The sequence below is a fragment of the Achromobacter sp. B7 genome (genome assembly GCF_003600685.1).
Classification (GTDB): Bacteria; Pseudomonadota; Gammaproteobacteria; order Burkholderiales; family Burkholderiaceae_B; genus Achromobacter; species Achromobacter spanius_B.
The window spans coordinates 3,220,755-3,233,146 of the sequence record NZ_CP032084.1; the positions used below are offsets into that span (position 1 = coordinate 3,220,755).

Sequence of the window (12,392 nt, forward strand, 5' to 3'; positions counted from 1 at the left end):
GTCTATCGCGGGCCGTTCATTCCCCGTCAGGCCGACCGGGGGTGGTGTTGGGGTGCTGCGCGCAAGACGCGTTGAAGGCTTGCACCATCTTGAGCATCGGGCCCAGCACCCAGGTATTGAAAATCAAGATATCGCTTTCTTCCTTGGGGTCTTGTTTCAGGTTGAACAGATACGGAGATTCCAGCTTGCCCTTGCCTTCGTTGACCTCGGGCTCCCAATAAAAGTGCAGCTTCCAGTCGCGCCATTTCACCGCGCGCAATTCGTTCTTGATGTAGAACAGAAAGCCTTGCCGCGCCGAGTCCGGGCGCGCGCCGGTGAAAAAATCGGTCTGGTCGATGCCGTCGATGGGCCGGTCGGTGGGCACGGTGGCCCCGCCGATGTGCGACAAGGTCGTGTACAGGTCCGTCACGTGCACGATCTCGTTCGACACTTGCCCCGGCTTGACCTTGCCCGGCCAGCGGATGATGAACGGCACGCGCAGGCTGCCTTCCATGGCGGTGTGATAGGTGCCGCTCCAGGGGCCGGCCGTGCCGCGATAGGGCCGACGATATTCCGGGCCGTTGTCGCTGCAAAAAATGAACACGGTGTTCTCGGCCAGGCCAAGCTGGTCGACCTCGTCCACGACCTGGCCCACGCGATGATCCATTTCCACCATGGAATCGGCGAAGTCGCCCGCGCCGGTACGCCCCGCGAAGTCCGGGTGCGGCAGCGTGGGAAAGTGCAGGTGCACCAGCGGCAGATACAAGAAGAAGGGGCGGCCAGCGTGTGCGTTGTCGCGCATGAAGGTCTGGGCGTGTTGCACCAGGTCCGCATCGATGCCACGACGGCTGTCCAGGTCATACAGCTTCACATTGCTGGACGGCTGCCCGGCCCGGCCTTCCATGATGTAGGGCAGCTCGGCCACGCTGGGATCGAAGCCGATGGATGACGTGAACTGGCTTTCGTCGGTGGTGCGCGGAATGCCGTACCAATGGTCAAAGCCGCGATCCGACGGATAACGTCCCGGGATATCGCCCAAGTGCCATTTGCCGTAATGGGCGGTGGCGTAGCCTTGGCCGGACAGTTGTTGCGCCAGCGTGATTTCGTCGCGGGTCAGCCCTTGCGGCAGGCCGGGCGGCACCGATTGCAGGCAGCCGGTGCGGATGGGGTGGCGCCCGCTCATCAACGCCGAGCGCGTCGGCACGCAATCGCTTTCAACGTTGAAGTTGTGCAGCAGCAGCCCCTGGGTGGCCAGGCGGTCGATGTTGGGCGTGGGCGCGCCGCGCAATGCGCCGCCGCCGTAGCAACCCAGCTCGCCCCAGCCCAGGTTGTCGGCGACGATCAAAACGATGTTGGGGCGGTTCGGCATACGCGCGGCTCTCTATGGGTACGGGTCTGGGGTATGTCCGGATTCTAGGGTCGGGCGCCGCGCGTAATATTCCAAAAAGTGTGTTCTCGAATTCCTGGCGTTCATGAATCTATCCCTGCGCGACATCGAGTATTTCCTGGCTGCGGTCGAGCACGGCCACCTGGAACGCGCGGCGGCGGCGTGCGGCGTCAGCCAACCGGCGCTGTCCAAGTCGTTGCGGCGGCTGGAGGCCGACACCGGCCTGACCCTGATGCAGCGGCACGGCCGCGGCCTGGCGCTTAGCTCCGAAGGCACGGTTTTTTTGCAACACGCCAAGCGGCTGTGGGCCGAGTACCGCGACGCGGTGCGCCACGCCATGGAGCTGCGCGTGGGCGAAGCCGGCTTGCTGCGCATCGGCGCCACTGGCGCCACGGTGGACAGCGTGGTCATGCCTGTTCTCAAGCGCGTACTGCCGCGCCGGCCGGCGCTGCGCGTACAACTGGTGCAAGGCCTGTCGGACGATCTGAACGCGCAAGTGGAAAGCGGCAAGCTTGACCTTGCCGTGACCCCGATCTACGCCGACGGCCCGCCTACCCTGCACCACGAAATCATGGCTGAAGACCCGCTGTGCGTCGCGGCAGGCAGGCGCCATCCCCTGGCCGCGAAGGCCCGCGTCCCGCTGCGCGACCTGGCGGGCCAACGCTGGATCTTGCCGCGCCCGACGTCGGTCGCGCGGCAGATGCTGGACGCGCGTTTCGCGGAAGCCGGCTTGGCGTTGCCGGCAGCGGCGTTGGAAGTGGAACATTTCTCCGAAGGCTCGCTGAAGATATTGGCCGACGCCGAGCTGCTGGCCGTGCTGCCGCAAAGCGCGCTGGCCGCAAGCGCCGACGTGGTGGCGTTGCCGGTGTCGCTGGGGCCGCCGCTACGGCGCAGCATCGCCCTGATCTCCCGGCGCGGCACGACGTGGTCGCCGTTGATGGAAGAATTTCGCCAAACGGTGCTGGCCGGGGGGTGATGTGGCCGCCGCCAAGCGGATGGACGGCGATATCGCTACAATCGCCCCGCCCCTTCCTTCCTCGCCTTCGGCCGCCCCGGCCGCATCGCTTAGCTCCCCGCCTCGAGAATTTCATGTTTCGGCAGTTGTTGGCCCTAGTCCTTGGGCCGCTACTCGGTCTGTTCGTTGTCTGTATCGGCAACGCGTTCATTTCCTCCCTGACCTCCCTGCGCCTGGACGCGGCCGGTGAATCGGCCACCGTCATCGGTCTGGTCTCGTCGTCGTACTTTATCGGGCTGACCTTGGGCGCGATCTTCAACGACCGCCTGATCGTGCGTATCGGCCACATCCGCGCCTACAGCAGCTTTGCGTCGCTGATTGCCGTCACCGTGTTGTTGCAGGGCCTGGTCTACGGCCCCACCGCCTGGTTTGTGCTCCGCCTGATCAACGGCTGGGCCTGCGTGGGCGTGTTTTTGGTGGTGGAAAGCTGGTTGCTGCTGGCCGGCGACCCGAAGATGCGCGGCCGCCTGCTGGCGCTGTACATGATTGCGCTGTATGGCTCCGGCATGCTGGGGCAGGTGCAACTGGGCGCCATCACACAGCTGGGCGACATGGCGCCCTTCATGATCGCGGGCCTGCTGGCGTCCTTGTCCGTCATGCCGATGGTGATCATTCCGCGCATCTCGCCGTTGGTCGAACGCGTCGAACCGCTGATGCCGCAGCATCTGATCCGCATGACGCCCACCGGCGTGATGGGTTGCTTCGGCTCCGGCGTGGCGATTGCCGCCGTATACACGCTGCTGCCGCTGTACCTGCAACGCATCGGCCTGGACGTGGCCGATGTGGGCAAGATGATGGGCGCGGTGATCCTGGGCGCGATGGTGCTGCAATATCCCGTGGGCCGTTGGTCCGACCTGCGTGACCGCCAGGTGGTGCTGATCGCCCTGGCGGTGTTCTGCACCGTCCTGAGCCTGCTGATCCTGCTGCTACCCGCCGGCTCGCCGCTGTTGATGGTGCTGCTGTTCTTGCTGGGCGGCGGCGTGTTCGCGATTTATCCGGTAGCCGTCAGCCACGCCGCCGACCGCGCGCCCGCCGACGCGCTGGTGCGCATGATCCAGGGCCTGCTGCTGATCAATTCGCTGGGCTCGGCCCTCAGCCCGCTTGCGATCTCACAAGTGATGGACAAGTTCGGCGCCGCCGGCCTGTTCTGGTGCTTTACCGCCCTGAACCTGGGCCTGCTGGCCTTCTTCGTGTGGCGACGCGGCGAACGCCCCGCCCCCGCCCCCGTCGCCCCCTTCGCCGCCGCCGCGCAGATGTCCCCGGCCGGCGTGGAAATGCGCGTCACCGAAGACCTGGTGCAAGGCGCGCTGGACCACGAAATGACCGAAGACCTGACCAACGTCGTCCCAGGCACCGACGCCGCCGAACCGGTGCTGTCCGCCACCCCCGAGCCCTACGTCGCCCGATCCGGTGCGGATTAGCCGTCGCGCAGCCTGCCGCGACCCAAATGTAACGGTGTCGTAATACCTGAAATATCGTGAAGCCCAGGGGCAAACACGCGCCCTTATACTCGCCAGCGCACGCGGTGGGGCATGGTGGTTTTCCGGCTTGCCGCGTGGGCATGCCGTCTGCCCGACCCGCCTTTGCATTCCAAGAAAACAAAAAGGAAAGCGCGACCTTTATGACACCCTCTTCGAAGGCCAACCTGCCCGTTCGCAGCATCCTGGCGAGCTTGCTTGCCGCCGCCAGCGTGGCCTTGGCGGCGTCGCCCGCCGTTGCCGCGAGCGACGCGCCCGCCCCGATATCCCAAGCCGCCGCTGCCCGCGTAGCGCCGCCGGATGTGCCGTCCATGCTGTACGCCATCTACGACGTAGACGGCAAGGGCGAGACGACATACGAAGTGGCCAACGGCAGTGTCGCCACGTATTGGTTCGGGCACGCCTTCGAATCCGAGGGTACGCATTACTACACCGGCTTTGCGTGGGACACGGCGGACCGCTACGGCAAGCCGGGCGAAGACGATGTGGGCCCGGGCACCCGGGTCAACCTGACCGAAGCGACCTTCGTGCTGACGGACCCGGCTTCTGAACGGCCCTGGAAGTTTCGCGGCATGGAGCCCACCATCGGGGAATTCGGCGCGTACGAACGCGGCGAAGACGTGGACACGCGCCGCAAGCCGCTGGACTTTCGCACGCCCGCCGGCAAGCTGCTGCTGGCCGTGCCCACCACCAATTTCGACAATGGCATCACCAGCACCGGCTACGCGCTGCTGGTCTTCAACCCCGAGCGGCTCAAGGAAGAAGAGGACGGCCACGTCTGGACCTACGTGGGCAGCCTGCTGACCGGCGAGGACAACAGCGCGGCCTGCGCCGACGGCGACGTCATGCCGTGCACGTCCAGCAAGGGCGAGCTGGTGTTTTCCAACGATGGCAAGCAGGACATGCCCACCGTGACCGTCAAACCCAGCGGCACCACGATTTCAGGCCCCAACAAGACGCGTCAGCTGGGCGCGGCCGACATCACGGCCTATGTCTTCGACCCGGCCAGCAAGGGGTACGTCGCGAAGTAAGGCAATGCCGCTGCCCCCAGCGGCAATACCGCTTCAATACCGCTTCAATACCGCTTCAATACAGCTGCAATACAGCTTTCGTACAGGTGCTATTAAGCCCGCCTGCCTACAATTTCCGCATGGAATTTATTCCGCTTTTCGGGTTGGATGTTCATGCGGTTGTTGCAGCAGGCTTTGGTTTCCCAGCATCGGGGCGGGATACGCATTGAGTCCCCGGATTTTCACCACGCAGGCATCGCGCTGCACGAGTTGACGCAGTTCCTGGCGCAGGCCGGCCTGCGTCAGGCAGCGAACTGTTCGGGTTTGACGGGCGCTTCGCCCGGCGCCCATGCCTGGTTGCACCACGCCTTTGCGCGGGCCTACGCCCCGGACCATGACACCACGCAGTTTGCGCGGCAGCTGGGCTTGCGCACCGAGACCCATGACGGCGACCTGGACTGCGAAATCCTGCTGGCCATGCTGGCCAGCCCGGTGGCGTTCACCTTTCCCGATGTAGCCGAATTGCAGTCGGCGGTGCGCATCCGCCGCTACATCGTGCAGGCCGCGCGCAAGACCGCGCTGGCCTTCGACACCGAACACGCCGAGCGCCCGGACGATTACTGGACCTACGACGAAGCGCGCGGCTTTACCGTGCTGCCCGGGCGGTCCTTGATCCAGGGCCTGCAAAAGGCCACCCAGCCCGACGCGTCGGGCCAGCGGTACGCGTTTTCCTGCTATCGCGCCACCGAGTACGTGACGGTGCTGGGCATTGCGCAGGAACTTCAGCACGCCAACCCTGAACTTGGCCGCCGGCTTCAGCGCCAATGGGAAACGCGCGCCGTCATGTCGGGGCGCTTTCATGAGGCGTTCCTGCACGAGTACGGGTCGATGGACGCGCCGCTGCCGCAACGCTTCTATGTTCCCGGCGACCGCCTGTGGTTCCGCAACCCCGACGCGGCCTCGTCCGACGTGGAAGGCTTTGAAGGGTCCTGGGTGTTTTATCTGGGCAACGGGCTGTTCAACAATTTCTGGGAACGCGGCCGCCCCTACACCCTGACGTCCAAGTGCGTGGAGATTTTTCACTGGCGCCATGGCCTGTTCAGGGATGACGCCGGCACCCCGCGCATGGACGAAGCGATCGTGCAGGATCGGGTGCGGCAGACCCTGGCGGACCCCGCCGCCACCGCCGCCGTGTTGTCGCGCATGGCGCGCATCCGCGACCCGCAAGGGGTGTACGCCGAAGGCGGCTGCATTGATGCAACGCGTGAGCGAGTGCGGTGGGTGCGGCCGGGCCATAGCGACATCGCGCTGCCGGAATGCCCCGGCCCCGACACCTCCTGGGCCATCGCCGCCTGAAGCCCCTGGTCGGATGCAAACGGCGCGTGCAACAATCGCGCGATGAATGTATTCCTGCTCGGTTTTCCCGCCGTGATGACTGCGGCCATCCTCATTTATCGGGTCGCGCGCCCGCGCCCGGCCGAACCCTATCGCCTGCTGGAATTGCGCGTGGTGACCGGTGGGCTGCTGTATGCCGCCATCGGGCCCCTGATCGGTCTGGCTGTCGTGCCGCTGGTCGTGAAAATTCCGGACAGCCTGCAAAACCTGGAAGGCGTATGGGCGGCGTATCTATTGGGCGGCCTGCCCGCCCTGTGTTGCGGCATGACGGCGGGCGCGCTGAAGCGGTCCGCGCCCAGCTGGCCGGTGTTCGCGGCCGTATGCGGCGCCGGCGCGCTGTACGGCTTCGTGTTCATGTTGCAGCTTACCGGCGTGGACCGGCTGCGTTCGATCAGTGATTCCTTGCAGATTGGCGCCCTGCCCAGCCTGGTCGCGGCCATTGCGGGTTCCCTTCTGTTTCTTGGCGTACGCCCGAAAAAAGCAACGGCCACAAACTGAAAGTCTGGAAAAACCAAAGAGACTTCGTTATTCTGCATTCGCGGATTTCACCATTCCGCCCGCGCCGCCATTCACCGGAACGGCAACGCATCCGAATCCTGCGGCCGCAGACCAGGACTGTCCAACGACATGGCGACACAAAGGAAAGTGAGCTTGCTGGCGGTCCTGATTGCGCTGGCCGTACTCAGCGTAGCGGTGGGCTTTGCCAACGCGTTGGTCGCCGGTTACCAGGTCCAGAAGGCGCAAGCCGTGCGCAACGCGCTGGAATCGAACCGGGCGTACGCCCAGAAACTCTCCGAAGTCATCACCCTGTACCTTGCCGCCGTCCACCGTCAGCTGGACGTGGGCGCCGACGCGTTTACGGCCGGCCAACTGTCCGGGGCGCAGCGGCAAACCGAACTTGCCCGCCTGGCCTCAAGGATCGAGGGCGTTTCGGCCGTGCTGCTGACCGACGCGCAGGGCACGGTCACGGCGCGCGGCGCGAACAGCCCTGGCACGCTAGCCGCCATCAATAGCCTGAACGATTTGCGCGTTGCGGAACATCGCATCGGCGAATGGGTCCGCCCGTGCTGTCAACCAGACGGTCAGCCCGACGGCCAGCCCGACGGCCGACACGCGACGCTGACGCTGGTGAATCCCCTTCCCGATGGCGGCGCGCTTGCGGCCGTGGTGATCCTGGAACGCGGCAGCCAGATCGACAAGCTGATCGGCCAGCATCCCTATGCCGACGGCACCCAGGTATACCTGGTGAACAGCGCCGGCCAAGCGCTGTACAGCCGCGACGCCAACACGCCCTTGGCCATCGTGCCCGGCAACACCCCCGCCGGCACGCCGACCATGACCGCCCCCGGCTCGGCTCAGGTGACAGACGCCGACGGCCATGTCCTGTTGACCGGCTATGCGCCGTTGGGCAAGGGTAAATGGGCGGTGGTCGTGCAGCGGCCGTTGGACCATGCGCTGTCGCCGTTGAAGGCGCTGCTGTACGAGTCCCTGCGCCTGGCCATCCCCGCCGTGTTGCTGACCTTGATTGCGGTTAGTGCCCTGGCCTACGCCATCGCCCGCCCGCTGACGCGCCTGACCCGCGCGCTGGCCACCCCCGTCGCGGCCGACGCCCCGGGGCTGACCTCCAACGGCCCCCGCGCCTGGTACGCCGAGGCCGATGCCTTGCGCACCGCCCTGGCGGCCCGGCTGGCGCAGCACCGGCACGAAGTCGGCAGGCTGAATACGGAATCGCTGACGGACCCAATGACCGGCCTGATGAACCGACGCGCCATGCGCTTGCGGCTGGATGAACTGGTGGCCGCGGGCACCGCGTTCGCGATCATTGCGCTGGACGTCGACCATTTCAAGCAGATCAACGACACCCACGGCCACCCCACGGGTGATCAGGTCCTGATTGCACTGGCGCGCACGTTGAGCGCCAGCGTACGCCAGCAAGACCGGCCGTTTCGGGTGGGCGGCGAGGAGTTCGTGGTGATCGTTCCGGACGCCGCCGAAGCCGTGGCCATGGCCGCGGCCGAGCGCATCCGCGCGGGAGTCGCGCGCACCGACATGCCGCCCGGCGTGGGCCAGGTGACGGTGTCCGTGGGGCTGGCCTTGTGGCCACAAGACGCGGCATCGCCCCAAGCCGCCGTTACCTGCGCCGATCAGGCTTTGTACGCGTCCAAACAAAACGGGCGCAACCGCGTTACCCGATGGAATACCCGGCACGTCCATACAACCAACCCCGAAGGCAAGGTGGCAACGTGAGCTATTCATTGATCCTGGCATTGTGCGCAGCCGTATTCTTCTTTCTTCTGCTTGGCGCGATCCGCGTCGGCCGCTACCTGGGCCATCGGCACGACATGGACGAGAAAAGCCGCGCCGGTTCGGCGGCGATCGAAGCGTCGGTCTTCGCGTTGCTGGGCTTGCTGATCGCCTTCACCTTTTCGGGCGCGGCCCAGCGCATGGCCGACCGCCGCAACCTGCTGGTGCAAGAGGTCAACGCCATCGGCACCGCGTGGCTGCGCATCGATATGCTGAACGCGCCCGACCAGCCGCCGCTGCGCGACCAGTTTCGCCGCTACGTAGACGAACGCATCAACTACTACCGGCACGTGGCCGACCTGGATCAGCGCGACGCCATCGCGGCCAAGGCGTCGGCCTTGCAGAACGAAATATGGAAGACGTCCATGGCGGCTGCCAGGAACGCCGTGCCGCCGTTCGCGGCATCCTACATCGGCGCCGTCAACGACATGTTCGACGTGTCCTCGGCCCAAATCGTCGCGCAGAAGGTGCACCCGCCCGCGATGACGTATGTGTTCCTGGGATTCCTGGCGCTGGTGTGCGCCTGCCTGATCGGCCTGAACCTGGCCAGCGCGCATCGCGACACCCTGCTACACCAGATCATCTATGCGCTGGTCATGACGGCGGCGCTGTACATCATTGTCGACTTTGAATTTCCGCGCATCGGCGTGATACGCATCGACCAAAGCGACGTCCTGCTGATGGCGCAGCGCCAGGCCATGGGCGGCGAGCCATCCGGGGCGCGCCCGTGACACGCGCCCCCGCCCTGTCGGCGCGTGCGTCGGCGTGCGTGGTCGCGGCGGTGGCTTGCGTCGTGGGCGCGGGTGCAGGCGCGCAAACGCTGCGCCTGACGCAGGACGATCTGCAAAAGCGCGCCAACGGCGTGCTGGCCTTGATGTCGTATTCCATCGTGCCCGACATCACGACCAGTTCGCTGTCCATTGGCGGCGGCGGGTCCACGTCGGGGTCCAGCGAATTTTTCATGACGCAGCTGGGCGGCGGCGACACCATTTCAAAGTCGGTGCCGATCTACCTGGAAGGGGTGCTGGCCGGCAGCCGCTACGACCCCACCTTCGTGGCCACCCAGGGCACCGAGTCGCGCAACATCCCGACCAAATGGAACAGCCTGTCGGCCACCGGCGGCATCGGTTGGGACTTCAAGCTGACCGACGAGTTGAAGCTGCGACCCATCTTCAACGTTGCGCTGGGCAACGTCACCAGCGACCTGCGCGCGGCAAGCTGGTACGTGGGCCGCCAGACGGGCAAGGACGTCACCTTCCTGGACCGCGGATCGCTAAACGCCTATGGTCTGGGCGGGTCCTTGATGCTGGACTACGAGCATTACCGGCCGGGCTACGAGGTGGACGTAGAGCTGCGCTATTCGGACATCCGCCTGCAGAGCTTTTCCAGTTCGGCGGCCGTGCAGGGCAGCGCCATCGCGCAATCGGCCAACCTGTGGGCACGCTACCGGGCACCCACGGGCATCACCCTGCTGCAACGCCCCTTGCGCTATGTGCTGGAGCTGACGCATTCGGAATTCCTGGGCGACCAGCGCGGCGTGTTGGGGTTTGACAGGCTGACGTCGGTGGGCGCCGGGCTGGAGCTTGATTCCAGCGCGTATGACGTCATCATCACCCGCACGCGGTTGGTGGGCCGCTATGTGTTCGGCAACAACGTGTCGGGGTTTTCAGTGGGGCTGGCGGTCAGCTTCTGACGCGCGCAAAGCGGTCAGGCGTCCGCCGCGCCTTGCACGGCCAGCGACTGTGCAAGCCCAAGCGCATGCGCCAGGAATTCCGACCCGTCGTCCTTGCGATAGCTGGCGATAACCGGCGACACGAAGCCGTCCCCCTCGATGCGCACGTGCACCACGTCCTGCCGCTGCAAACGCTGCACGGACGCCGGCACCACGGACACGCCCAGACCCGCGGCCACCAGGCCGATTGCCGTCTGCAATTCGTTGGCCTCCTGCACGACTTGCAGCGCATGCCCGCCCGCGCGAAACAGCCCCAGCACGTGATCCGCGAAGTTCGGGCGAGGGCGCGCGGGATACAGCACGAAGGGTTCTTGCGCCAGGCGGTCAACGGACACGCTGGCCAGTCCCGCCAAGGGGTGATGCAAGGGCACGGCGGCCATCAGCGGTTCGGTCATCAGCACCCGGCGTTCGATGGCCGGGTCATCCAGCAGGATGCGGCCGATGCCCAGGTCGATGCGCCCGGCCTTCAACGCTTCGATCTGCGGCAGGCTGGTCATCTCGGTCAGGCCCACTTCCACTTGCGGGTCGGCGCTGCGCAGCTGGCGGATCAGTTCCGGCACAAAACCATACAGCGTCGACGGCACAAACCCGATGCCGAACCAGCGGCGCTGGGTCTGGCCCAGGCGGCGCGTGCCTTCCAGCACTTCTTCCAGGCGCGCGGTCAACAGCCGCGACTGTTCCAGCAGAAAGCGGCCGGCTTCGGTCAGCCGCAGCGCGCGCGTGGTGCGTTCGAACAGCACCACGCCCAGCTCGTCTTCAAACTGGCGGATCTGACGGCTAAGCGGCGGCTGGGCGATATGCAAACGCGCGGCGGCGCGGGTGAAGCTGCCCTCTTCCGCCACGGCCTGAAAGTAACGCAAGTGCCTCAGTTGCATGGGTCACCTAGACTGGAAAGGTATGAATGGAAACCCATATAGTCTTGGACGCCAAGGAAAAGCACAAGCCATACTGCGAAGATTGCTGGCCCTTCGGCTGGAAAAGTATGAATCCAGCAAGCGTGGGGCCGCCCACACAAAGACAAAGCCGCGCCGCCCGACAAGAGCGCGTCCTGAATAAACCAAGCACCTTGGAGACAACCATGCGCCTGCGCCATGTGACCAAACCCTTAGCCCGCGCCGTCGTGGCCCTGTCGCTGATAAGCGGCGCGTCGGCCGCGCTGGCCGACAGCTACCCCGACCATCCCATCAAGTGGGTCGTGCCGTTCCCGCCCGGCGGCGCCATGGACAGCATCGCGCGCACGTTGGGCGAATCGATGAGCAAGCAGCTCAATACCTCGGTCATCGTGGAAAACCGCGCGGGCGCGGGCGGCAACATCGGTGCGGCCAGCGTCGCGCGTGCCAAGCCGGACGGCTACACGATCCTGATCGTGGCCAACGGCATGGCGGTCAACCCCGCGCTGTACGCGGATTTGAACTACGACCCCATCAAGGACTTTGCGCCGATCTCGTTGCTGGCGGTCGTGCCCAACGTATTGGTGACCAACCCGGCACGCACGGGCGCGACCAGCGTGCAGGACGTCATCACCAAAGCCCGCGCGCAGCCCAACCACTACACCTACGCGTCGGCGGGGGTCGGCACATCGATTCATCTGGCGGGCGAACTGTTCGTGTCGATGACCGGGGTCGACATGCTGCACGTGCCGTACAAGGGCAGCGGCCCGGCCGTTGCCGACTTGCTGGGCGGCCAGGTGGACTACATGTTCGATAGCATCACGTCGGCCAAGCCGCACATCGCCACGGGCAAGCTGCGCGCGCTGGGCGTCACCACCGCCAAGCGTTCGGCCGCCCTGCCCGACGTGCCCACCATGCAGGAGGCCGGCGTGGCGGGCTATGAACTGATGCCGTGGTTTGCGGCCTTTGCGCCGGCCGGCACCAAGCCTGAGGTGGTGGCGAAATTGAACCAAGCCATGCGCAACGCGCTGGCCGAACCGAAGGTCAAGGCGACGCTGGATTCCATCGGCGCGGAATCGATCGGCAGCACCCCGGACGCGCTACGCGACCATCTGGCCAAGGAAACGGCGCAGTGGAAGACGCTGGTGAAGGAACGCAATATCAAGATCAACTGACCGGGGCCACGTCCCGCCCCAAGAAAA

11 protein-coding genes are annotated in these 12,392 nt (G+C 65.7%); 9 read left to right on the top strand and 2 right to left on the bottom strand.

Annotated features, from left to right (window positions below; translation table 11 throughout):
• Positions 1-16 precede the first annotated feature (16 nt).
• On the bottom strand, positions 17-1,348 hold the full coding sequence (locus tag DVB37_RS14465; protein WP_120155871.1) for an arylsulfatase: 1,332 nt from the start codon (positions 1,346-1,348) through the stop codon (positions 17-19).
• A 103-nt stretch (positions 1,349-1,451) separates the two neighbouring features.
• Here DVB37_RS14465 and DVB37_RS14470 point away from each other — a divergent pair, with 103 nt between their 5' ends.
• The 8 genes from DVB37_RS14470 (at position 1,452) to DVB37_RS14505 (ending at position 10,261) form a co-directional block, all read left to right on the top strand.
• A complete protein-coding gene (locus tag DVB37_RS14470) occupies positions 1,452-2,342 on the top strand; it encodes a LysR family transcriptional regulator (protein WP_120155873.1) in 891 nt (296 codons plus the stop codon).
• Positions 2,343-2,455: 113 nt separating this feature from the next.
• Positions 2,456-3,802: an MFS transporter gene (locus tag DVB37_RS14475; protein ID WP_120155875.1), complete on the top strand. Its 1,347-nt coding sequence runs from the start codon at positions 2,456-2,458 to the stop codon at positions 3,800-3,802.
• A 200-nt stretch (positions 3,803-4,002) separates the two neighbouring features.
• Positions 4,003-4,890 (top strand): hypothetical protein, encoded by an 888-nt coding sequence (locus DVB37_RS14480; RefSeq protein ID WP_120157501.1) that lies wholly within the window; start codon positions 4,003-4,005, stop codon positions 4,888-4,890.
• A 147-nt stretch (positions 4,891-5,037) separates the two neighbouring features.
• Positions 5,038-6,225 (top strand): hypothetical protein, encoded by a 1,188-nt coding sequence (locus tag DVB37_RS14485; RefSeq protein WP_104145814.1) that lies wholly within the window; start codon positions 5,038-5,040, stop codon positions 6,223-6,225.
• 42 nt (positions 6,226-6,267) lie between these two features.
• A complete protein-coding gene (locus DVB37_RS14490; RefSeq protein WP_120155877.1) occupies positions 6,268-6,762 on the top strand; it encodes a hypothetical protein in 495 nt (164 codons plus the stop codon).
• Positions 6,763-6,909: 147 nt separating this feature from the next.
• Entirely contained in the window at positions 6,910-8,511 is a 1,602-nt protein-coding gene (locus tag DVB37_RS14495; protein WP_240434147.1) for a sensor domain-containing diguanylate cyclase, read from the top strand.
• A complete protein-coding gene (locus DVB37_RS14500; RefSeq protein WP_104145812.1) occupies positions 8,508-9,299 on the top strand; it encodes a hypothetical protein in 792 nt (263 codons plus the stop codon). Before DVB37_RS14495 ends, DVB37_RS14500 begins: the two co-directional genes overlap by 4 nt.
• A gap of 38 nt (positions 9,300-9,337) precedes the next feature.
• The gene (locus tag DVB37_RS14505) at positions 9,338-10,261 is read left to right on the top strand and encodes a hypothetical protein (RefSeq protein ID WP_162941330.1); all 924 of its coding nucleotides are present in this window, start codon (positions 9,338-9,340) and stop codon (positions 10,259-10,261) included.
• A gap of 14 nt (positions 10,262-10,275) precedes the next feature.
• On the opposite strand, the gene DVB37_RS14510 is transcribed toward DVB37_RS14505, so the two are convergent.
• Positions 10,276-11,175, bottom strand: coding sequence for a LysR family transcriptional regulator (locus DVB37_RS14510; protein ID WP_104145810.1), 900 nt, complete (start codon positions 11,173-11,175; stop codon positions 10,276-10,278).
• Between the two features lie 203 nt (positions 11,176-11,378).
• On the opposite strand from DVB37_RS14510, the gene DVB37_RS14515 reads away from it, so the two are divergent.
• Positions 11,379-12,365 (top strand): tripartite tricarboxylate transporter substrate binding protein, encoded by a 987-nt coding sequence (locus DVB37_RS14515; protein WP_120155881.1) that lies wholly within the window; start codon positions 11,379-11,381, stop codon positions 12,363-12,365.
• Positions 12,366-12,392: the final 27 nt, after the last annotated feature.

Bases quoted from the DNA above. Each gene is read 5' to 3' on its own strand.
- DVB37_RS14485 (WP_104145814.1), top strand. From the start codon at position 5,038: ATGTTCATGCGGTTGTTGCAGCAGGCTTTGGTTTCCCAGCATCGGGGC.
- DVB37_RS14470 (WP_120155873.1), top strand. From the start codon at position 1,452: ATGAATCTATCCCTGCGCGACATCGAGTATTTCCTGGCTGCGGTCGAG.
- DVB37_RS14510 (WP_104145810.1), bottom strand. From the start codon at position 11,175: ATGCAACTGAGGCACTTGCGTTACTTTCAGGCCGTGGCGGAAGAGGGC.
- DVB37_RS14480 (WP_120157501.1), top strand. From the start codon at position 4,003: ATGACACCCTCTTCGAAGGCCAACCTGCCCGTTCGCAGCATCCTGGCG.
- DVB37_RS14465 (WP_120155871.1), bottom strand. From the start codon at position 1,348: ATGCCGAACCGCCCCAACATCGTTTTGATCGTCGCCGACAACCTGGGC.
- DVB37_RS14490 (WP_120155877.1), top strand. From the start codon at position 6,268: ATGAATGTATTCCTGCTCGGTTTTCCCGCCGTGATGACTGCGGCCATC.
- DVB37_RS14515 (WP_120155881.1), top strand. From the start codon at position 11,379: ATGCGCCTGCGCCATGTGACCAAACCCTTAGCCCGCGCCGTCGTGGCC.
- DVB37_RS14475 (WP_120155875.1), top strand. From the start codon at position 2,456: ATGTTTCGGCAGTTGTTGGCCCTAGTCCTTGGGCCGCTACTCGGTCTG.